This window comes from Mesorhizobium atlanticum, from assembly GCF_003289965.1.
In the GTDB taxonomy this organism is placed as follows: Bacteria; Pseudomonadota; Alphaproteobacteria; order Rhizobiales; family Rhizobiaceae; genus Mesorhizobium; species Mesorhizobium atlanticum.
Genome location: NZ_QMBQ01000005.1, coordinates 356,318 through 377,595, shown reverse-complemented (window position 1 = coordinate 377,595; position 21,278 = coordinate 356,318). Strand labels below are relative to the sequence as shown.

The following is a 21,278-nucleotide window of genomic DNA, read 5'->3' as shown; positions in this document are numbered from 1 at the left end:
ATGAGCGAGAAACGCTTCTTCATCTTTGGCGCCGGCTATTCCGGCAAGGCTTTCGCGCGGGCCAACGGGCAGCGCGTGCCGATCTCCGGCACGACCCGGGCGCCGGAAAAGTTCGCGACGCTGCGATCGGCCGGCATCGAGCCACTGCAATTCGATGGCGCGCTGTCGCCTGAGCTCGGCGATGCGCTCGCCAGGACCACGCATCTCGTCGTGTCGGTCGCTCCCGACGAGGCCGGCGACCCGGTGCTCAACGCCGCCGGCGATGCGCTCAAGGAAAAGATGCCGGCACTGGAATGGATCGCCTATCTCTCCACCGTCGGCGTCTATGGCGACCATGGCGGCGCCTGGGTGGACGAGACCAGCAACTGCCGGCCGGTGTCGAAGCGCTCGGTGATGCGGGTGGCGGCCGAACAGGAATGGCTGGCGCTTGGCCGCGAGATCGGAAAGCCGGCGGCAGTGCTGCGGCTTTCCGGCATTTACGGGCCCGGCCGCAATGCGCTCGCCAATCTCGAGGAGGGCACGGCGCGGCGGCTGGTCAAGCCGGGGCAGGTGTTCAACCGCATCCATTGCGACGACATCGCCGGCGCGCTCCGGCACCTCGCCGGCAACAACCTCGGCGGCATCTTCAACGTCACCGACGACGAGCCGGCGCCGCCGCAGGATGTCGTGGCTTACGCCGCCGGGCTGATGGGCGTCGAGCCGCCGCCCGAAATTCCCTTCGAGACCGCCCAACTTTCGCCCATGGCGCGGTCTTTCTATGGCGAGAACAAGCGCGTCGCCAACAAGGCGATCAAGGCGGCCGGCTATCGCTTCCGGTTCCCGAACTACCGGGTGGCGCTGGAGCGGATGTGGGCCGAAGGCAACTGGCGGGACGGGGAGCCGCGCAGCCCGATGAGGGACTGAAGGATCGATGCGGGACGCGCAGCGTGGTATGATTCGTTCCTGACCGGGTTCGCCTAAGCGCGCGGCAAGGAGATAGACTGGAGAGGGATCCGGCCTGATGAATTTGCGATCGCTGCCCGACAGGAAGCCGTTCCTGACCGCCGCGCTGGCGCTGGTGACCTTGGCCGCGCTGGCGGCGGCCGCGATTTCGGCCGAACCGCGCGCCAAGGACCTGTTCGGCGCCAAGAAACTGCCGGCGGTGGTGCCCGCGCAATCCTTCGGTTTCTACTCCAAGGGCTGCTTCGCCGGCGGCGTCGCCCTGCCCATGGACGGGCCTACCTGGGAAGTGATGCGCCCCTCGCGCAACCGCCGCTGGGGTCATCCGGCCATGATCGCGCTGATCGAGAAACTCTCGCGGGACGCGGCAGCCGATGGCTGGCCAGGGCTTCTGGTCGGCGACGTCTCGCAGCCGCGCGGCGGACCGATGATGACCGGCCATGCCTCGCATCAGATCGGGCTCGACGCCGACATCTGGCTGACGCCGATGCCGAAGCGGCCGCTGACCATGGCGCAACGCGAATCGATGAGCGCCACGCTGATGGTCGACGAGAAGACGCATCTGGTGAAGGACGCGCTGTGGACGCCGGCGCACACAAGGCTGCTCAAGCGCGCGGCGAGCTATCCGGAAGTCGAGCGCATCCTGGTCAATCCCGGCATCAAGAAGAAGCTCTGCGACACCGTCACCGGCGACCGTTCCTGGCTGCGCAAGATCCGGCCGTTCTGGGGGCATGACTATCACTTCCACATGCGCATCGGCTGCCAGCCGGGCTCGCCCGGTTGCAAGGGGCAGGAGGCGACGCCCGCGGATGACGGCTGCGGCAAGCCGCTGGCCTGGTGGTTCACCGAGGAGCCGTGGCGGCCCAACAAGAACCCCGATGCGCCCAAGGCCCGCGACCTGATGACAATGGCCAATCTGCCGAAAGAGTGCCAGGCGGTGCTCGCCGCGACGGATGCGCCGTCGCTGGCGGCCGTGACCTACCAGGGCGGCACCGCCGCCGCGGTCGCCGTGGCCGAGCCGCAGCCGAGCGAGCCGGCGGAGACGATCTCCAGCGGCAACGCCGCGATGCCGGCGGCGGCGAGCGCTTTCGCGCCGACGCCCAAGATCGGCATTCCGCTGCCAAGGCCCAGGCCAGGGAACTGACGTCGGAGCCAGGCGTCCAATCGTCAAGGTAGCCGACGCTGGAAGGGTGGTGAGACCCGGGAGCGAAGCCGCTTCCCCTTTGCAAGCCCATGCGCTAGTTCAACGAACAGACGGATGGCGGAAGGCCACGAACGGGGACGCGCGAGAAAAATGCCAAGCGAGAACGAGACAGCGCTGCGGTTTCCGGTCCTGATCGGCGACATTGGCGGCACCAATGCGCGCTTCTCGATCGTGCTCGACGCCAATTCGGAGGCGACCGAGCCGCAGATCGTCCAGACGGCGAATTTCAAGACCATCGACGACGCGATCCAGGCGGCGGTGCTTGATCGTTCGTCGGTCCAGCCGAATTCGGCGGTGCTGGCGATCGCCGGGCCGGTCGACGGCGACGAGATTCCGCTCACCAACTGCCCCTGGGTCGTGAAACCCCGGCAGATGATCGCCAATCTGGGCCTGAGCGAGGTCGTGGTGCTCAACGATTTCGAGGCGCAGGCGCTGGCCGTGGTGGCGCTCGGCGAAGAGCATATGGAAAAGATCGGCGGCGGCACGCCGGAGCCCAATGCGAGCCGCGTCGTGCTCGGCCCTGGAACCGGGCTGGGCGTCGCCGGGCTGATCTACGCGCTCGATCGCTGGATCCCGGTGCCGGGCGAGGGCGGGCATATGGATATCGGACCGCGCACTCCGCGCGACTTCGAGGTGTTCCCGCATATCGACAAGCTCGAAGGCCGCATCTCCGGCGAGCAGATCCTGTGCGGGCGCGGGCTGGTCAATGTCTATCGCGCCGTGGCGAGGACGGACGGCAAGCCGACGCCGTTCACGACGCCGGCCGAGGTCACCGGCGCGGCGCTTGCCAAGACCGACGCGGTGGCCGGGGAGGCGCTGGAGCTGTTCGTCACCTGCCTCGGCCGAACCGCCGGTGACCTGGCGCTGGTGTTCATGAGCCGGGGCGGCGTGTTCCTGACCGGCGGCATCGCGCAGAAGATCGTGCCGGCGCTGAAGGCCGGAAATTTCCGCGCCGCCTTCGAGGACAAGGCGCCGCACAGCGCGCTGATGCGTGAAATGCCGGTCTATGTGATCACCCATCCGCTGGCGGCGCTGCTTGGGCTTGCCGCCTATGCCAGAACGCCTTCGCTGTTCGGCGTGCAGATCGCCGGGCGGCACTGGCGGGCATGATGGCGCCTGGGCCCGCGATCGGCCGCCGCGACGAAGTTTCGCCATAGGCAAGCCGTAGCCGGGGCGCTAAGAGGGGTGCCGGAACGCAGCCCGGCACCTAGACAAACCACGAAGCGCCCGCGATTTGACAGTTCAAAATCCACTCAAACTGAAAGTTCAGCCCGCTGAGGTCAGGGCTGTGCTGCGCCGCATCCTCGCCGAGAACGGCGGTGAATATCGCTGGACCTATGTCGTCGCCATCTCTTGCCTCCTGATTGTTTCCGGTACCACTGCCTTCCTCGCATGGGTCATGGCTCCGATGATCGATGGGATATTCGTCGAGCGGCGCAGCGACATGATCTTCTGGGTCTGCGCCGGTTTCATGGGGGCCTCCCTGTTGCGCGGCTTCGCCGGCTACGGCCAGGCGGTGGCACTGGCCACGATCGGCAACAATTTGGTCGCCCGCTACCAGAAGCGCGTCTTCGATCATCTGATGAAGCTCGGCGTCAACTTCTTCAACGACACGCGTTCCGGCCGGTTGGCGGCGCAGGTCAACGAGAATGTCGGCGGCATCCGCGACCTGCTGTCGCTGACGCTGACCTCGATCAGCCGCGACGCGGTCTCGCTGGTCGCGCTCGTCGGCGTCATGATCTATCAGGACCCGGTGCTGTCGCTGAGCTCGCTGCTGATCGGGCCGCCGCTGATCTGGGCCGTCGTCTACATCACCCGCCGACTGCGCAAGATCAACCGGGAATCCGTGCTGATCAATTCGCAGCTGAACGGGTCCGTGCAGGAGGCCACGCAAGGCATCGCCATCGTCAAGGCCTTCACGCTGGAGGACGAGCTGGCGCGCCGCATCGGCATCATGGCGGAAACGGCCGAGCAGCGTAACAACAAGATCGCCCGCGTCGCGGAGCGGCTGTCGCCGATTTCCGAGATACTCGGCGGTCTCGCCATCACCGCCGTGGTCGCCTATTCCGGCTACCGGGCGCTGTATCTTGGGCAGCCGCCGGGCGCGGTCTTCTCTTTCATCACCGCGTTGATCATGGCTTACGACCCGGCACGACGCCTGGCGCGCACACAGGTCGGCATGGAACGCGCGCTGGTCAATGCGCGCATGATCTACGAGCTGCTCGACCTCAAGCCGAAGCAGGGGGATGCCCCCGACGCGGTCGATGCGAAAATCACCACGGGCGAGGTGCGCTTCAACGACGTGACCTTCGGCTACAGCCCCGACATGCCGGTGCTGCGGGAGCTGAGCTTCACCGCCGCCGCCGGCAAGGTAACGGCGATCGTCGGCGCCTCGGGCGCCGGCAAGTCGACGCTGGTGGCGCTGCTGCAGCGTTTCTACGACGTCGACAAGGGCTCGATCGAAGTCGACGGGCAGAACATCTCGAAGGTGACGAAGCGCTCGCTGCGCCAGTCGATCGCCTATGTCTCGCAGGCGCCTTACCTGTTCGAAGGCACGATCCGCGACAACATCCGCTATGGCCGGCTCTCGGCCACCGATGCCGAGATCGAGCAGGCGGCGAAGCTGGCCGCCGCCGACGAGTTCATCCGCCAGCAGCCACAAGGCTACGACACGCCTGTCGGCGAAGGCGGCTCGACGCTGTCGGGCGGCCAGCGCCAGCGCGTCTCGATCGCCCGCGCCATCGTGCGCCAGGCGCCGATCCTGCTGCTCGACGAGGCGACCTCGGCGCTGGACAACGAGGCCGAGGCGCGTGTCCAGGAAGCGCTGACCCATGTCATGGAAGGCTGCACGACGATCGTGATCGCGCACCGGCTGTCGACGGTGGTCAATGCCGACCATATCATCGTGCTGGAAGAGGGCAGGCTGGTCGAAGAAGGCACGCATGCGACGCTGATGGCCGACCCGCACAGCATCTATGCCCGTTTCCACAGGATCCAGGGCAAGAAGGGACTGGGACTTGTCGACGACGCCAAGGCAAGCCAGACTTCGGGCCAAACTCCGGCGCCGCGCAGCCGCGCCAAGAAGACCGTCAGGAGAAGCGCATGAGCGAAGCCGGCGATATGGGCCTGGTCGTGGTGGGCGCCGCGGGCCGCATGGGCCAGACGCTGATCCGCGCCATACACACGATGCCCGGCGCGCGCGTCGCAGCCGCGATCGAGCGGCCGGACTCCCCGCATCTCGGCAAGGATGCCGGTGAGCTTGCCGGCATCGGCATCATCAACGTGCCGATCGTCGACGATCCGCTGCCGGCCTTCGCCAAGGCTGACGGCGTGCTCGATTTCACCGCGCCGGCCGCAAGCGTCGAATTCGCCGGCTATGCCGCGCAGGCGCGTATCGTTCATGTCATCGGCACCACCGGCTGCTCGGCCGACGACAATGCCAGGATCGCCGCCGCCGCGCGGCATGCGACGATCGTCAAATCCGGTAATATGAGCCTCGGCGTCAACCTTCTGGCGGTGCTGGTCGAGCAGGCCGCTAAGGCGCTCGACCCGGAGGATTTCGACATCGAGATCCTGGAAATGCACCACCGCCACAAGGTCGACGCCCCGTCCGGCACGGCGCTGCTGCTCGGCGAGGCGGCGGCGAAAGGGCGCGGCATCGATCTTGCCGGCAACAGCGTGCGGGTGCGCGACGGCCATACCGGCGTGCGCAAGGCGGGCTCGATCGGCTTCGCCACGCTGCGCGGCGGCTCCGTGGTCGGCGATCACAGCGTGATCCTTGCCGGCACCGGCGAGCGCATCACGCTGTCCCACCATGCCGAGGACCGGGCGATCTTCGCCCGCGGCGCGGTCAAGGCGGCGCTTTGGGCGCGCGGCAAGAAGCCCGGACTTTATTCCATGCGGGATGTGCTCGGCCTGAGCTGAGGCGTCTCTTCCATAAAATTCCAAAGGAGCAAACATGTCGGGAACTCTCGTGCTCGTGCGCCACGGCCAGAGCGAATGGAACCTGAAGAACCTGTTCACCGGCTGGCGCGATGTCGACCTGACCGACCAGGGCAATGCGGAAGCGCTTGCGGCCGGCGAAAAGCTCAAGGCGCGCGGCCTAAAATTCGACATCGCCTACACGTCGGCCCTGAAGCGGGCGCAGAAGACCTGCCAGCACATCCTCGACGTGGTCGGCCAGAGCGATCTCAAGACCATCCGCGACCAGGCGCTCAACGAGCGCGACTATGGTGACCTCTCCGGCCTCAACAAGGACGACGCGCGCAAGAAGTGGGGCGAGGAGCAGGTGCATATCTGGCGCCGTTCCTACGACATCGCCCCGCCCGGCGGCGAAAGCCTGAAGGACACCGGCGCGCGCGTGTGGCCCTATTACCTGCATGAGGTACAGCCGCATGTGCTGCGCGGCGAGACGGTGCTGGTCGCCGCCCACGGCAATTCGCTGCGCGCGCTGATCATGGCGCTGGACGGCAAGAGCGGCGAGGAGATCGTCAAGCTCGAGCTCGGCACCGGCGTGCCGGTCATCTACAAGCTCAACGCCGACTCCACCGTGGCGAAGAAAGAAGTGCTGGAGGGGTGAGGCCATTCGGCCAGCCAGGGCGAGCCACGAAAAAAGCGCGTTGACACATATCGTTTGCCCGCTTACATGAGCGCCCACCAGCCCAGATGGCGGAATTGGTAGACGCGCACGGTTCAGGTCCGTGTTCCGCAAGGAGTGGAGGTTCGAGTCCTCTTCTGGGCACCATCCTTCGCTCTTCGAGCTTCGGATGGCAGGCCATCCCGGAGCTCCAAGAGCGAAAGGGTCGCCGAATCATCCCGACTGCCAATGGGATCGCGCTCCCCAGATACGACATTCGCGATTGGCTGTAGCCTCTGAGCCTCGTCATCCCAGGGCGAAGCAGGAGCGTAGCTCCGTCGCGGAGACCCTGGGATCCATTCCGTTACATATGAGCGGTGCAGCGGTGCAGAATTCTGCTCCGTGGCGGGGCCTCGAGATCGCGGCATGGATCCTCGGGTCTGCGCCGCCTCGCTTCGCTCCTTGCTTCGCCCGTGGATGACGAAGGCGTGTAGGCCTTCAGGCACCTCCCCTTCCGGCCAGTCCTCCAACAAAGCGCTTCAAACCCGGCGGCCATGACGCTACGGTCGCGCAATGGCTCCTTCCGTCAGCCCGACCATCGCCGCCCGCCGCGACCAGATGTTCCCGATCCTTTCGGATGCGGATATCGAGCGCATGCGGCGCTTCGGCGAGGCACGCTCCTATGCCGCCGGCGAGCATATCGTGACGGCCGGCACGATTTCGCCAGGCGTGATCCTCATCCTGTCGGGCAAGGTCGACATCACCCAGGCCGGCGGGCTCGGCCGGCCTGAGCCGATCGTCACCCATGGCGCGGGCAATTTCATCGGCGAGCTGGCGCAGCTGTCGAACCGGCCGTCGCTGGTCAATGCCGAGGCGGTCGAGCCGGTCGAAGCGATCGTCATCCCCTCGCAGCGGCTGCGCGACCTGATGGTGCAGGAGGCCAATCTCGGCGAGCGCGTCATGCGGGCGCTGATCCTGCGCCGCGTCGGGCTGCTCGAAAGCGGCGCCAGCGGGCCGGTCGTCATCGGCCCTCCGGGCAATGGCGACGTGCTGCGGCTGCAAGGTTTCCTGCGCCGCAGCGGGCTTCCCCATCGTGCGCTCGATTCCGACACCGACCCTTGCGCCAAGACGCTGATCGAGCGGTTCCATGTCGACCCGCACCATCTGCCGATCGTGCTCTGCCCGAACGGCAAGCTGATGCACAATCCAGGCGAGAACGAGCTTGCCCGCTGTGTCGGCCTGCTGCGGCCTATCGATGCCGACAAGGTCTATGACGTGGCGATCGTCGGCGCCGGACCCGCCGGGCTGGCAGCGGCGGTCTATGCCGCCTCGGAAGGCCTGTCGACGATCGTGCTCGACTGCCGCGCCTTCGGCGGGCAAGCGGGTGCCTCGGCCCGGATCGAAAACTATCTCGGCTTCCCGACCGGCATCACCGGCATGGCGCTGATGGCGCGCGCCTACAACCAGGCGCAGAAATTCGGCGTCGAGATGGTCATTCCCGACGAGGCGAAGCTGCTCGACGACGACGGCGACGGCGCCCGCTACAGGCTTGCGATCGGCGATGGCGAGAGCGTGCGTTCACGCGCGGTGGTGATCGCCAGCGGCGCGCGCTACCGCCGCCTCGACATCGCCAACCTGGCGCAGTTCGAGGGGACGTCCGTGCATTACTGGGCCTCGCCGATCGAGGCCAGGCTTTGCCAGAGCCAGGAGGTGGCGCTGGTCGGCGCCGGCAATTCGGCCGGCCAGGCGGCCGTCTATCTGGCGAGCCAGGTGCGCAAGGTGACGCTGCTGGCTCGCCGCGACAGCCTCGACGCCACCATGTCGCGCTATCTTGTCGAGCGCATCAAGGCGCAGCCCAACATCGAGGTGCTGACGCAGACCGAAGTGGTGGCGCTGGAGGGCCATGACGGCAATCTCCAGCGGCTGCGCTGGCGCAACCGGATAACCGGCGAGGAGACGGAACGCGCCATCCATCACCTCTTCCTCTTCATCGGCGCCGATCCGAACACCGACTGGCTGGCGAACTGCAATGTGGCGCTGGATGCCAAGGGTTTCGTGCGCACCGGGCCGGACACGACGCCGGGTCACGGGCTGATGGAAACCAGCCGCGGCGGTGTCTTCGCAATCGGCGACGTGCGGTGCGGCTCGACCAAGCGGGTCGCGGCCGCCGTCGGCGAGGGCGCGCAGGTGGTCGCGGCGTTGCATGCCTATCTGGCGCGGAACGGCGGCGCCGCCGCCGTAAACGAATAGATCAGCGAACCGGCGAGGACCCAGCGATGGACGAATGCAGGCACACCAGGGACATCAAAAAGGTCACGCCGAGCGCGCTGGGCTGCGAGGAATGCCTGAAGAGCGGCTCCTGGTGGGTGCATCTGAGGCTCTGCCGCACCTGCGGCCATGTCGGCTGCTGCGACGACTCGCCCAATCGCCACGCGACAAAGCATTTCCACGCCACGCAGCATCCGATCATCGAAGGCTACGACCCGCCGGAAGGCTGGGCCTGGTGCTTCGTCGACGAGGTTTTTGTCGACCTCGAGGGCGATACGACGCCGCAGAACGGGCCGATCCCGAAGTTTGTCTGAGTCCAGCCGTCCGGGCCGCGTCTAGAGCGTTTCACCGTTTCACGGAAACGGCGAACCACTCTGTCCCTTGTTTTTACGCAATTCCGGACGGAAAACCGCTCACACTTTTCCTGGAATTGCTCTAATCAGCGCACCGAGCTCGTCACGGTCGGATCGACGGCGTCGGGCACGGATTTGCGCTCGTTGCCGGCGAAGATGCCGATGAGCAGCAGGCTGAGCACGACCGGCACAAACAGGATGGCGACGCGGGCCTGCACGTAGAAGATGGCACGCCATTCATTTCGCTTTTCGGGGCTGTCGTTCATCATGCTCGCTCTGTCTGCGCCTCCCCGAGGCGGGACATAGAGACGAAGCGTTAAACATCTCCTTCCGATTCCGTTAACGGGCGGATGATCGGCTTTAATCGCATAGGGCAGCGCTGCCCCCGCTCCGTCAGCTTCGCGGCCACCTCTCCCTACTTTTTCTACGGCATGCGCACATCTTCCGTGACTGGCGTGACTGATCGGGCCGAGGCTTGATTGCCACGTGGTTCCCCCAATCCGTTGCTGCTTCGCAGCGCCACCTTTCCCCCCTCCGGAGGGAAAGGAAGGGAGCCTTGCTGGACGAGCGTTGACGGCAAAAAGCTTGGCGCCCTTTCCTCTACCCCGTCGATCGGGGGAGAGGTGGCTCGGCGAAGCCGAGACGGAGTGAGGGTCGACCAGCGCTACAATGGACAATGCATGACGGTCGCCTGAAAGTTCGACTCGCCGCTCACGCGGCCGGCAGCGCGAACAGCCTGCCACCCGCCGGCACCACGTCGTCGATGCCGGCGAGCCGCAGGCAGTGCCAGGCCATGGCATGGTTGGAAGAGGTGACGGGAATGCCGATGCGGCGTTCGAGATCGGCGACCGCCTCGGCGACGCGCAGGCTGGTGCAGGAGATGAAGATCGCATCAACGCCGGGCACTTCAGCCATGCGCTCGGCGGCCGCCTCGATCGAGGCGAGCGAGATGCGGGCGGCCTCGCGGTCGTCGCGGCGGTCGAAGGTGGCAACGGCGGCGATGTCGAGGCCGCGGCCGGTGAAATAGCGCACCAGGCCCTGGTTGATCTCGGGCGCGTAAGGGGTCAGCAGGCCGATGCCCTTCGCGCCCAGCGCCTTGAAGGCGGCCAGGGCGCCGGTGACCGGCGTGGTGCAGGCGACGCCCGGCCGCGCCTTCCTGATCTCGGCGAAGACGGCTTCCTCGCCGAGCGTCATGGTCGCCGAGGTGCAGCCGAAGCCGACGACGTCGAGCGGGATCGAGGGCAGGATGAGGTCGACGGTGGGCGCGATGCGCGGGCCGATGGCGCGCAAAGTGTCGGGCGTGATGTCGTTGTCGTTGAACAGGCGCGCCTCGTAGAAGGCGACGCCCGGAATGCGCACCAGCGCGCGGAACTCGTGCTCCAGCGTCTGATCGGTGGCGAGGATCGCCAGGCCGATCGCCGCGCGCGAGGCGAGGCCGCCATCGATCTCGGATGGCAGCACGCCCAGATCGACCGGTCCGGAGGCGGAACGCGGCGCGGCGGCAAGACTGGCGGACATGGCATTCCCTTTCTCGATCGGAGCGAGGACAGGTCTCGCTCAACAGGATCCTGCTCTCAGTTCAAAAGTCCATCCATCGAAATGGCCGGCTTGCGGCCGGCGATGAGGTCGGCGGTGATGCGGGCCGAGCCATGCGACATGGTCCAGCCGATATGGCCGTGCCCGGTGTTGAGGTAGAGATTGCGAAGGTGCCGCTGGCCGAACTCGGGCAGGTTGTTGGGCGTCATGGGCCTGAGACCCGCCCACATCTCGGCGCGGTCGTAATCGGCGCCTTCGGGATAAAGCTCCTCCGTCACGCCCTTCATGAAGGCGAAATCGGCCGGCTTGTGGCTGGTGTCGTAGCCGGCGAATTCCGCGGTGGCGGTGACGCGCAGCCGGTCGCCGAAGCGCGAGACGGCGACCAGATTATGCTCGTCGATCGCGGCGATGGTCGGCGGCGCCGGCCGGTTGCCGATCGGAATGGTCAGCGAATAGCCCTTGATCGGATAGATCGGCAGGCTGAGCCCGATCGTCCTGGCGATCAGCGGGCTATAGGAGCCGAGCGCCAGCACATAGGCGTCGCCCTTGACCGCCCCCTTGTCCGTCATCACCTGCGCGACGCCGTCGCCAGATATCTCGATGCCAGTGATGGTGGTGCCGGTGCGGATCTCACCGCCGCGCTCGACCACCTTGGCGGCCAGCGCCCGGGTGAATTTCGCCGGGTCGCCGGTCTCGTCGGTCGGGCAATGGATGCCGCCGGCAATCTTTTCCTTGGCCGAGGCCAGCGCCGGATCGAGCGCGACGACGGCGTCGCGGTCGAGCACCTTGATCAGTTGCCCGTCGGATTCCAGCAGCCGCATATGTTCGACACCTTTGTCGAGCGCCTGCTGGCTGCGATAAAAATAGAGGATGCCGCGATCGTTGCGATCGTAGTCGATGGCCTCATCGGCGACGACCTGTTGCAGCACGGATTGCGAATAGACGGCGAGGCGGTGCTTGAGCAGCGTGTTGCGCCTGGCCTTCTCGGCCGTGCATTCCATCAGGAACAGCCACGACCAACTGTAGAGCCGGGGATCGGCCGAGAGCCTGAAGCGCAGCGCCTGATCCTTCAGCACCAGTGATTTCAGCAGGATCATCGGCGCCCTGGGCGAGGACCAGACGAAGGAATGCCCCGGCGCGATCATGCCGGCATTGCCCCAGCTGGTCTCGGCGGCGACCTGCTGCTGGCGCTCGAGGATGACCACCTCGTGCCCGTCCTTCTGCAGCTGGTAAGCGGTGGTGACGCCGACCACGCCGCCACCCAAGACGATCACGCGCATCACGCCTCCGGAGATCGCAAGCTGGGGGTAGTTTAGTGGGGAATCGGAAATTGCAAAGGTGGGAGCGTTAGGCCACGGGCGTGACGGGGAGAGGTAGCCGCGTGCAGACGAAATGCCACAAATCCGGGGGGTGTGGGCATGTTAGCTTCAAATTCGATTGTCCTCATGTCTATGTTACTCGACGCATATAATGGCCTACCGTAGTTTCAAAAGATGGTTTCAACCTTCTAAGGTCGCCGAGGTGTCTCCGTGCGCGAACTATTGGGTGCCAGCGCTATTGCCGCATTTCTGTCGGCGACTCCTGCCCATGCTGACGCGGGGCAAGAGGCTTATGACAAGGGTCAATACGGCATTGCGTTGGACTATTGGCGGCCGCTTGCGGAGCAAGGGGTCGCAACAGCCGAATTCGGCCTCGGGTTGATTTACGAAACGGGCCGTGGCGTGAAGCAGGATTTCCCGACCGCGTTGGTCTGGTACCAGAAGGCGGCCGATCAGGGTCTGGCAGACGCTCAATGCGCCGTCGGAGCAATGTACTCCAAGGGTCGCGGTGTTCCGGTAGATGTTGTCAAGGCAGTCGCTCTTTATCGGATGGCTGCCGAGCAAGGAAATGTTCACGGAGAAGTAAATCTCGGGGGGATGTACATCTACGGACGCGGCGTCCCCCAAGACTACGTTATGGCGGCCTATTGGTATGGTAAGGCTGCGGACGCCGGAAACTCGCTTGGACGAGCAGACCTGGCGTTACTTTACCTTACGGGGCGCGGCATCCAAAAAGATATCTCTGAGGCAGCAATCTTGTACAGACAGGCAGCTGAAGCTGGAGATCTGGTTGGAGAGAATGGCCTGGGTGTTTTGTACCAAAAAGGCTTGGGGGTTCCTCAAGACTACAATCTCGCGCTGTCATGGTACCGCAAATCCGCCGAGCAAGGTGACCCGGACGCGGCCAGTAATCTCGGAATAATGTATTCCAGAGGCGAGGGTATCCCGCAGGACTTGGATCAAGCCCGTACTTGGCTGCGCAAGGCAGCTCGCCAAGGGAATAACAACGCTATTCTGGAGCTTCGACGTCTGGGAGAACAATTACCCTAAGCTAGCGGGGTTCGCTCCTCACCCCGCCAGCGCCTGTTCGAGATCGGCGATCAGATCATCGCCATCCTCGATGCCGCAGGAGAGCCGCACCAGCGAATCGGTGATGCCGATGGCGCCGCGCTTCTCGGCCGGGATCGAGCCGTGCGTCATCAGCGCCGGGTGCTCGATCAGGCTTTCGACGCCGCCCAGGCTTTCGGCCAGCGTGAAGAGCTGGGTGCGTTCCAGGAAGCGCTTTGTGCCGGCCAGGTCGCGGTCGAGGTCGACCGAGATCATGCCGCCGAAGGCGTGCATCTGCTGGACGGCGATGGAATGCTGCGGGTGGCTGGCGAGGCCGGGATAGATGACCCGGCGGACATCTTTTCGCGTCTCCAGCCATTGCGCGATCTTCAGGCCATTCGCGGAATGGCGCTCCATCCTCAGCGCCAGAGTCTTGATGCCGCGCAAGGCCAAAAAGCTGTCGAACGGACCGGAGATGGCGCCGATGGCGTTCTGCAGGAATTTCAGCTGGTCGGCGAGATCCTTGTTGTCGCCGACCACCGCCACGCCGCCGACCATGTCGGAATGGCCGTTCAAATATTTCGTCGTCGAATGGACGACGATGTCGATGCCGAGTTCCAGCGGACGCTGGATGTATGGGCTGCAAAAAGTGTTGTCGGCGACGGTAAGCAGACCCTTACGCTTTGCAAGCGCCGCGAGACCTTCGAGATCGACGATGCGCAACAGCGGATTGGTCGGTGTCTCGACCCAAAGCAGTTTTGTTTCCGGGCGGATCGCCGCCTCGACCGCGGCAAGGTCGGTGAAATCGGCGAAGCTGACCTGCAGACCGGCCGAACGCTTGCGCACCCGCTCCATCAGCCGGAACGAGCCGCCATAGATGTCGTCGGTGGCGACGATATGGGCGCCGGAATCGAGCAGCTCGAGCACCGTCGAGATCGCCGCCAGGCCCGAGGCGAAGGCGAAAGCCCGGCTGCCGCTTTCGAGGTCGGCGACCGCGCGCTCGAAGGCAAAACGCGTCGGGTTCTGGCTGCGCGCGTATTCAAAGCCCTTGTGCACGCCGGGCGACTGCTGGCCGTAGGTGGAGGTGGCGTAGATCGGCACCATCACCGCGCCGGTCAGCGGGTCGTGGCTCTGGCCGCCATGGATGGTGCGGGTGGAAAAGGCCAGGCGGTTCTTGCCGTTTGAAGTCATTTTGCGCGGCGCCTCAGATGGTTGATCAGGTCGATACGGGTTATCAGGCCGATGAACTCGTCGCCATCGAAGACGATGGCGACCTCGTTGCGGTCGAAGACCGGCAGCAGCGCGTCCAGCGTCTGATTGGCCTGCAGCGTGTGCAGGTTCGACGTCATGGCGGTGCGCACCGGCGCGTTGAAGCGGTCCCAGCGGCCGTCATAGGGGCCGTCGACCTTGGCCAGGATGTCGCTTTCGTCGACGATCCCGACCAGCCTGCCTTGATCCAGCACCGGCAATTGCGAGACGTCGGAGCGGCGCATACGGCCATAGGCGTTGAGCAGGCTTTCCTCCGGCCCGACCCAGACGGTGTCGCCGGTGCGGTGCGAGCGCATGACGAGGTCGCGCAAATCGCCATGCTGCTCCTGCTCGGCAAGGCCCTGCTCGGCCAGCCAGAAATCGTCGAAGACTTTCGACAGGTACTTGTTGCCGCTGTCGCAGACGAAGGTGACGACGCGCTTGGGCACCGTCTGCTCGCGGCAATAGCGAAGCGCGGCCGACAACAGCGTGCCAGAGGACGAGCCGGCCAGGATACCTTCCTTGGACAAGAGATCGCGCACCGCCAGCATGCTCTGCTTGTCGGGAATCGAGTAGGCTTTCTTCACCAGCGAGAGATCGGCGTTGGGCGGCACGAAATCCTCGCCGATGCCTTCGACCGTCCAGCTGCCGGCCTCCTCCATCTTGCCGGTCTTGATCAGCGGCGCCAGCACCGAACCGACCGGATCGGCGAGCACCATCTCGGTCTTGGGCGAATGCTTCGCGAAATAGCGGCCGAGCCCGGTGAGCGTGCCGCCGGAGCCGACGCCGACCACCACCGCGTCGACGTCGCCGCCAAGCTGCGAGAAAATTTCCGGCCCGGTGGTCGTCTCATGCGCCAGCGGATTGGCGGGGTTGGCGAACTGGTTGGCGTAGAAGGCGCCGGGCAATTCGGCGGCGATCTTCTCGGCCATGTCCTGGTAGTATTCGGGATGGCCCTTGCCGACGTCGGAGCGCGTCATGCGCACCTCGGCGCCCAAAGCGCGCAGATGCTGGATCTTCTCGCGCGACATCTTGTCGGGCACGACCAGGATGATGCGGTAGCCTTTCGGGATGCCGACCTGGGCAAGCCCGAGGCCGGTGTTGCCGGCGGTGGCTTCGACGATGGTGCCGCCACGCTTCAGCGCGCCGGATTTCTCGGCCGCCGCGATCATCGACAAAGCGATGCGATCCTTGATCGAGCCGCCGGGATTCTGGCTTTCGAGCTTGATGAACAGGCGGCATTTGCCGGTGTCGAACTTGGTCAGCTCGACGATCGGCGTCTGGCCGATCAGGTCGAGCACCGAAGCGTAAGGCGGACGCAAACGGGACAGATTGATGTCCGCGCCGCCGGGCGCCGGTTGTCTCTGCTCGCTCATCTGAGATGCTCCATGGAAGCAGACGCGGGTGTTGGCAATCTCGCGCATCGGGCCGCCGAAAGCCATTGCGGTTTCGCGGATCGCGCGCCCTGTCTTTTCCAGCCCTTTTCATCCGGAAAGAAGATAGATCGTGCCAATCCAGTGGCGAGTCGAGGAATGGAATTTCGCGGACGGCGTAGTTGAGGGGGTGGTTGGGGATCGATTATCTATGTCGAGTTCCTTCACACCCCCTCTGTCCTGCCGGACATCTCCCCCGCAAGGGGGAGATTGGATGTCGCGGCCGCTTTCGCCAATCATCGACGTTGCAGGCGACGTGCCGTCGGCGGAACTGCTGATCTCCCCCCTTGCGGGGGAGATGCCCGGGAGGGCAGAGGGGGGTGCTGTCCCGCCAGCGTCTCAAGGTCTCGGTTCACAGCGAGCCTCACCCCAGCAGCTGCTTGCTGAGCTTCGCGCATTGCACGCGGATGTCGGGGATGGCGTCGATCTCGAAGAAGGTGCCGCGCGTCAGCGGGCCGACGGCAAGCAGCTTCGACGACACCGTGCCGTCGGCCGCGATCAGCTCGCATTTCGCGGTGACGTCGAGGCCGAGGCGCAGCGGATCAGGGCGCGCCACGCCGCGCTCGAGCAGCGAACGCACGACGCCGTTCGACGTCCTCGAAATGTCGCGGGCGATGCCCATGCAGTCATAGAGCCGGGCGACCCGCAGGGTCTCGATATCCTGTGTGCCGCGTGGCTGGATTTTTACGGTGAAGCCGCCGTTCGCCTCGACATTCACGACCCTGCCGGCCACGAGGCGGATGCGGCCTGACCTGACCGCCTCGGTGACGCGCGCGTAAACTTCCGGCGCCATGCGGTGGCGGTGGATGTCCCACCAGGCCTTGGTGTGCTCGACGAAGCGGCGCTTGGCCGAGGACGGCCAGTTCTGCCAGATCGTCTGGTTGAACGGCCGCAACCCGTCGACGACGTCGCGCCAGTCGCCGCCTGCCTTCTGGGTCTCGCGGATCAGGTTGCGGAACCAGCCGACAAAATAGGAAAGCTCCGTGCCGAGCGGGATGTCGGCGATGTCGAGCTTGATCGGGTTGCCCTTGCGGTGTGGCGACGGCAGCAGGCCGCGCCGCGACACCGCGACGATCGGGCCGCGATGGCCGCGCTGTTCCAGCGACAGGAAGGCATCGACCATGCTGAGGCCAGTGCCGAGCAGCAGGACCGGAGCTTCAGGATCGAGCGTGGTGTCGGCCTCCGTCCCCATGCGGATGGCGTGGCCCTGGAAGGCGCCGGGCTGTTCGTCGTGGCCGGTGGCAAGCACGGCCAGATGGCCAACGACGCTGGTGCCGTTGGCGAGCACCACCTCTACACCAGCCGGCGTCGGCGAGATCGACAGGCTCTCCTCGGCAATCAGCCGCAACCGGCCTGTCTCGCGCTCACGTTCCACCAGATCGTCGAGCAGCTCCTTGAGGTAGCGCGCATAGAGGCTGCGGGGCGCATAGAATGGCCCCTGGTCGGGTTTGGCGAAGCCGCGCTCCAGCACCCAGCGTGCGAAATGGGTGGGGTCGTCGGCATAGGCGCTCATCCCGGAGGCTTTGACGTTGAGCACATGCGCCGACAGCAGAGTGGAATAGGCCATGCCCTGGCCGAAATGCGGCCGCTTCTCGATCAGCGTGACGCGCAGATCGGGGTTTGACGACATCAGCAGATGCGCGGCCAGCACGACGCCGCTGGCGCCGCCGCCGACAATGATGATGGAGTTGCCGCGTCCAACCATGGTTGCGAGCCGGAATTTCTGTCGAGCGGTCAGCGCGCGGCGGTCGCCGCGGGCGGCCTCGGCCGCAGCCCACGAACGATCGCCGGAACGGTTTCTAGAAGGTCGCGCATCGTTCTCTCACTCCCAATGTTGATAAGATTACTATACTAAGCGGGCTGGGCACGAAACCCTCCTTCCAATTCGCCTGCCCTTTGAAGCATGGATTTGCCTGGATGGGCTGATTGGAGAATTTTCGTTCGGCCCGGGAGCGGCGCTCGTCTCCATCGTCATTCCAGGGCGAAGCGGAGCGTAGACCCTGGAATGACGAAGAGCGTAGGTTGCCGCTCGTCAGGGCACCCGCGACCGTCCTTTTGCGCCCGTTCCGCCGGTACCCGGCGACACTTTTCCAACAAAACCCCGTTCCTTGGAAGGATTTAACTCTACAAACCCGATAGAATTAACGGACGATAGAAACGCAATCCAGTTTTCAGGGGTTATGGAGCCTTTCAATGTCAATTCTTTCACGACGCGTTCTGCTTTTCTCGTCGGCGGCGCTTACGGCTGCCGCTCTGCTCGGTCCGGCCAGCGCCGAGGATCTCAAGATCACCATCGGCTACCAGACGGTGGTCGAGCCATCGAAAGTGCCGCAGGCCGACGGCGTCTATGAGAAGGCGACCAAGGCGGCGATCGACTGGCGCAAGTTCGATTCCGGCGCCGACGTCATCGCCGCGATCGCCTCCGGCTCGGTCGATATCGGCTATGTCGGCTCGAGCCCGCTGGCCGCGGCCGCCAGCCGCGAGCTGCCGATCCAGACCATTTTCGTCGTCGGCCTGATCGGCCCCTCGGAAGCGCTGGTCGCCCGCAACGGCGCCGGCATCGGGAAGGTCGCCGACCTTGCCGGCAAGAAGGTGGCCGTGCCGTTCGTCTCGACCACGCATTACAGCCTGCTCGCGGCGCTGAAGCATGAAGGCGTCGACCCGAAGTCGGTGCAGATCCTCAATCTGAGACCGCCGGAAATCGCCGCCGCCTTCGCGCGCGGCGACATCGACGCGGCCTATGTCTGGGACCCGGCGCTGGGCCAGGTCAAGACCACCGGCAAGGTGGTGCTGGACTCCTCGCAGGTGGCCGCCTGGGGCGCGCCGACCTTCGACGCCTGGATCGTGCGCACCGATTTTGCCGAAAAGCACCCCGAAGCCGTGCGCGACTTCGTCAAGGTGACCGGCGAAGCCTATGCCCAGTTCCTCGCCAAGCCGGAAGCCTGGTCGGTGTCATCGCCGGAAGCCGGCAAGATCGCCAAGCTCACCGGCGCCAAGCTGGAAGAGGTGCCGGAACTGCTCAAGGGCTATGTCTTCCCGTCGCTCGAGGAGCAGGCCTCGGACAAGTTCCTCGGCGGCGCGACCGTCAAGGCCGTCGCGGCAACGTCCGCCTTCCTCAAGGAGCAAGGCAAGGTCGACGCCGTGCTTCCCGACTATTCGAAATATGTGACGGCGAAATATGCCAGCGAGGCGCTCGCCTCGAACTGAGCCTTCTCCACGCAATTCCCGGAAGGATGACCGCCTTTCCGGGGATTGTTCGCAAGCGCGGCCTCCTTCCCTGGCCTTGCGCTTGTCTGTCCCGGAGCCGCTTACGAGGCGCGGCTTCGGGGCAGGCCCCAGGATCCAACGCCTTGATCCAGCAGAGGCCCGAATGACGCATCTCACCCTCGACAAGGTCAGCGTCCATTATGACGGCCAGCCGGCCCCGGCTGTCGAGCGCGTTTCGCTCGACATCGGCAAAAGCGATTCAGGCAGGGGCGATTTCGTCGTGCTGGTCGGCCGTTCCGGCTGCGGCAAGACCTCGCTGCTCAACGTCGCCGCCGGGCTGGTCGAGCCCGCGGGCGGCCTGGCCACGGTGGACGGCCGGCCGATCACCGGGCCCGGCTCCGATCGCGCCGTGGTCTTCCAGAACGATGCATTGTTCCCCTGGCTGACGGCGCGGGAAAATGTCGCCTTCGCGCTCAGGCTGCGCGGCGTGCCGGCCGACAAAAGGGCGCGTCGCGCCGACGAACTGCTGTCGCTGGTCAAGCTCGGCGATGCCGGCGACAAGCGCATCTGGGAGCTTTCCGGCGGCATGCGCCAGCGCGTCGGCCTTGCCCGGGCGCTCGCCGCCGAACCCGAATTCCTCCTGCTCGACGAGCCGCTCGGCGCGCTCGACGCCCTGACGCGCGAGCGCATGCAGACGACGCTGCTCGACCTGTGGGCAGCGGCCCAAGTCGGCGTGCTGATGGTGACGCACGGCATCGAGGAGGCGCTGGTGCTCGCCACCCGCATCGTCGTGCTGGCGCCGGGTCCAGGGCATGTGGTGCGGACATTCGAAACCCATTTCGGCCGCCGCTACGCCGCCGGCGAGCCGATCCGCGCGATCAAGGCGGATCCCGCCTTTGCCGCGGCCCGCGCGGAGCTGACCGATGCGATCTTCGAAGGAGAGGCGGCATGAGCGTGAGCGCCTACAGCGAAAGGCCCGCCGCGAAGGCCGGCGAGAATAACGGGTTTTCCGTGCCATGGTCGCGGCCACGGCCGAAACGCGCGGTCGTTTCGGCCAGGCTGGTCAGCGCGATCACCATCCTCGTGCTGCTCGCCGCCTGGACGGCGGCGGCCTCGCTGCAGCTGGTATCGCCGGTCTTCCTGCCCTCGCCCGCCGCGGTCTGGGCGAAATTTGTCGTCGTCGCCCGCGACGGATTCGTCGATGCGACGCTGCTCCAGCACACCCTCGCCTCGCTTTGGCGCGTGTTCGCCGCGCTGATCGCGGCGATCCTCGTCGGCGTCCCGGTCGGCCTCGCCATCGGCATCAGCCGGATCGGGCGCGGCGTGTTCGATCCGCTGCTCGAGTTCCTGCGGCCGATCCCGCCGCTCGCCTATCTGCCGCTGATCATCATCTGGTTCGGCATCGGCGAGCCGTCGAAGATCCTGGTGATCGCCATCGCCATGCTGGCGCCGGTGGCGCTGTCGACCGCCGCCGGGGTGCGCGGCGTTTCGCGCGAGCGCGTCGACGCGGCGCGTTCGCTCGGCGCCACGCGGGCCCAGGTCATCCGCCATGTGATCCTGCCCAGCGCCCTGCCTTCGATCCTCACCGGCCTGCGCATCGCGCTCGGCGCCGGCTGGTCGACGCTGGTCGCGGCGGAGCTGGTGGCGGCGACGCGCGGGCTCGGCTTCATGATCCAGTCGGCGGCGCAATTCCTGGTCACGGACGTGGTGGTGATGGGCATCCTGGTGATCGCGATCATCGCTTTTGCCCTGGAATTCGTCATCCGACGTGTCGAGCGGGTCCTGGTGCCCTGGGCGGGGCGGGAATGAACGAAAGCGAAGGAGTAGGACGATGACCCATTCCACCGCGGTGCTGTTCGCGCATGTCGGCGCCTGGCTGTTGCGCCTGCCGCCGAGCGACGCACGACAGGAAGACGAACCGAAATCGCCGACGCCGGTGCTTCTCGCCGGCGACCGCGATCGCCTGCCACCCCGTGACGAGAGCTTCTACTGGGCCTGGCAGTACTGGTCGCAGTGATCGGGTCGCAGGAGCATTCTTTGTTTCGGCGAGGCGCTGTGTGGCCGCCCGGCGCCGGCTGTAGAAAATGATTCCGATTTGCGGCGCTAACTCGCAAGATCGTTCCTCTACTAACTTTATAGATTTACCTA

At 65.7% G+C, this 21,278-nt stretch carries 19 protein-coding genes and 1 tRNA gene; 14 read left to right on the top strand and 6 right to left on the bottom strand.

The features are described 5' to 3' along the window. The 9 genes from DPM35_RS19255 (at nucleotide 1) to DPM35_RS19215 (ending at nucleotide 9,301) form a co-directional block, all read left to right on the top strand. A complete protein-coding gene (locus DPM35_RS19255) occupies nucleotides 1-903 on the top strand; it encodes an SDR family oxidoreductase (RefSeq protein WP_112128840.1) in 903 nt (300 codons plus the stop codon). Between the two features lie 97 nt (nucleotides 904-1,000). After that, complete coding sequence (gene mepA, locus DPM35_RS19250; protein ID WP_112128839.1) at nucleotides 1,001-2,083, top strand: penicillin-insensitive murein endopeptidase; 1,083 nt, start codon at nucleotides 1,001-1,003, stop codon at nucleotides 2,081-2,083. Nucleotides 2,084-2,233: 150 nt separating this feature from the next. Then, complete coding sequence (locus DPM35_RS19245; RefSeq protein WP_112128838.1) at nucleotides 2,234-3,253, top strand: glucokinase; 1,020 nt, start codon at nucleotides 2,234-2,236, stop codon at nucleotides 3,251-3,253. 124 nt (nucleotides 3,254-3,377) lie between these two features. Then, nucleotides 3,378-5,249 carry an ABC transporter ATP-binding protein gene (locus DPM35_RS19240; RefSeq protein ID WP_112128837.1) on the top strand — a complete coding sequence of 624 codons (1,872 nt, stop codon included), beginning with the start codon at nucleotides 3,378-3,380 and terminating at the stop codon, nucleotides 5,247-5,249. Then, nucleotides 5,246-6,067: a 4-hydroxy-tetrahydrodipicolinate reductase gene (gene dapB / locus DPM35_RS19235; RefSeq protein WP_112128836.1), complete on the top strand. Its 822-nt coding sequence runs from the start codon at nucleotides 5,246-5,248 to the stop codon at nucleotides 6,065-6,067. The genes DPM35_RS19240 and dapB overlap by 4 nt, the downstream gene beginning before the upstream one ends. Nucleotides 6,068-6,101: 34 nt before the next feature. Then, nucleotides 6,102-6,722, top strand: coding sequence for a 2,3-bisphosphoglycerate-dependent phosphoglycerate mutase (locus DPM35_RS19230; protein ID WP_112128835.1), 621 nt, complete (start codon nucleotides 6,102-6,104; stop codon nucleotides 6,720-6,722). An 80-nt stretch (nucleotides 6,723-6,802) separates the two neighbouring features. Next, a tRNA-Leu gene (locus DPM35_RS19225) sits at nucleotides 6,803-6,887 on the top strand. A gap of 405 nt (nucleotides 6,888-7,292) precedes the next feature. Then, nucleotides 7,293-8,969 (top strand): FAD-dependent oxidoreductase, encoded by a 1,677-nt coding sequence (locus DPM35_RS19220; RefSeq protein ID WP_112128834.1) that lies wholly within the window; start codon nucleotides 7,293-7,295, stop codon nucleotides 8,967-8,969. Nucleotides 8,970-8,995: 26 nt separating this feature from the next. Then, nucleotides 8,996-9,301: a UBP-type zinc finger domain-containing protein gene (locus tag DPM35_RS19215; RefSeq protein ID WP_112128833.1), complete on the top strand. Its 306-nt coding sequence runs from the start codon at nucleotides 8,996-8,998 to the stop codon at nucleotides 9,299-9,301. A 125-nt stretch (nucleotides 9,302-9,426) separates the two neighbouring features. Here DPM35_RS19215 and DPM35_RS19210 read toward each other — a convergent pair whose 3' ends face one another. From DPM35_RS19210 to DPM35_RS19200, 3 genes are all read right to left on the bottom strand, one after another. Continuing rightward, on the bottom strand, nucleotides 9,427-9,609 hold the full coding sequence (locus tag DPM35_RS19210) for a hypothetical protein (protein ID WP_112128832.1): 183 nt from the start codon (nucleotides 9,607-9,609) through the stop codon (nucleotides 9,427-9,429). Between the two features lie 442 nt (nucleotides 9,610-10,051). Then, on the bottom strand, nucleotides 10,052-10,858 hold the full coding sequence (locus DPM35_RS19205; RefSeq protein ID WP_112128831.1) for a maleate cis-trans isomerase family protein: 807 nt from the start codon (nucleotides 10,856-10,858) through the stop codon (nucleotides 10,052-10,054). 56 nt (nucleotides 10,859-10,914) lie between these two features. Next, a complete protein-coding gene (locus DPM35_RS19200; protein WP_112128830.1) occupies nucleotides 10,915-12,156 on the bottom strand; it encodes a D-amino acid dehydrogenase in 1,242 nt (413 codons plus the stop codon). A gap of 249 nt (nucleotides 12,157-12,405) precedes the next feature. Between DPM35_RS19200 and DPM35_RS19195 the strand changes: the two genes are divergently transcribed. After that, nucleotides 12,406-13,245, top strand: coding sequence for a tetratricopeptide repeat protein (locus tag DPM35_RS19195; RefSeq protein WP_112128829.1), 840 nt, complete (start codon nucleotides 12,406-12,408; stop codon nucleotides 13,243-13,245). A gap of 18 nt (nucleotides 13,246-13,263) precedes the next feature. Here the strand turns inward: DPM35_RS19195 and DPM35_RS19190 are convergent, their stop codons facing one another. From DPM35_RS19190 to DPM35_RS19180, 3 genes are all read right to left on the bottom strand, one after another. Next, on the bottom strand, nucleotides 13,264-14,433 hold the full coding sequence (locus DPM35_RS19190; RefSeq protein WP_112128828.1) for a trans-sulfuration enzyme family protein: 1,170 nt from the start codon (nucleotides 14,431-14,433) through the stop codon (nucleotides 13,264-13,266). Continuing rightward, complete coding sequence (locus DPM35_RS19185; RefSeq protein WP_112129105.1) at nucleotides 14,430-15,866, bottom strand: pyridoxal-phosphate dependent enzyme; 1,437 nt, start codon at nucleotides 15,864-15,866, stop codon at nucleotides 14,430-14,432. Before DPM35_RS19185 ends, DPM35_RS19190 begins: the two co-directional genes overlap by 4 nt. A 421-nt stretch (nucleotides 15,867-16,287) precedes the next feature. Continuing rightward, a complete protein-coding gene (locus DPM35_RS19180; RefSeq protein ID WP_112128827.1) occupies nucleotides 16,288-17,628 on the bottom strand; it encodes an FAD/NAD(P)-binding protein in 1,341 nt (446 codons plus the stop codon). A 488-nt stretch (nucleotides 17,629-18,116) separates the two neighbouring features. Here DPM35_RS19180 and tauA point away from each other — a divergent pair, with 488 nt between their 5' ends. The 4 genes from tauA (at nucleotide 18,117) to DPM35_RS19160 (ending at nucleotide 21,147) form a co-directional block, all read left to right on the top strand. Continuing rightward, nucleotides 18,117-19,130 (top strand): taurine ABC transporter substrate-binding protein, encoded by a 1,014-nt coding sequence (gene tauA, locus DPM35_RS19175; RefSeq protein ID WP_112128826.1) that lies wholly within the window; start codon nucleotides 18,117-18,119, stop codon nucleotides 19,128-19,130. A gap of 163 nt (nucleotides 19,131-19,293) precedes the next feature. Beyond that, nucleotides 19,294-20,082 carry a taurine ABC transporter ATP-binding protein gene (locus DPM35_RS19170; protein ID WP_112128825.1) on the top strand — a complete coding sequence of 263 codons (789 nt, stop codon included), beginning with the start codon at nucleotides 19,294-19,296 and terminating at the stop codon, nucleotides 20,080-20,082. Then, complete coding sequence (locus DPM35_RS19165; RefSeq protein WP_112128824.1) at nucleotides 20,079-20,939, top strand: ABC transporter permease subunit; 861 nt, start codon at nucleotides 20,079-20,081, stop codon at nucleotides 20,937-20,939. Before DPM35_RS19170 ends, DPM35_RS19165 begins: the two co-directional genes overlap by 4 nt. Nucleotides 20,940-20,961: 22 nt before the next feature. After that, on the top strand, nucleotides 20,962-21,147 hold the full coding sequence (locus tag DPM35_RS19160) for a hypothetical protein (protein ID WP_112128823.1): 186 nt from the start codon (nucleotides 20,962-20,964) through the stop codon (nucleotides 21,145-21,147). The last annotated feature ends 131 nt before the right edge of the window (nucleotides 21,148-21,278 follow it).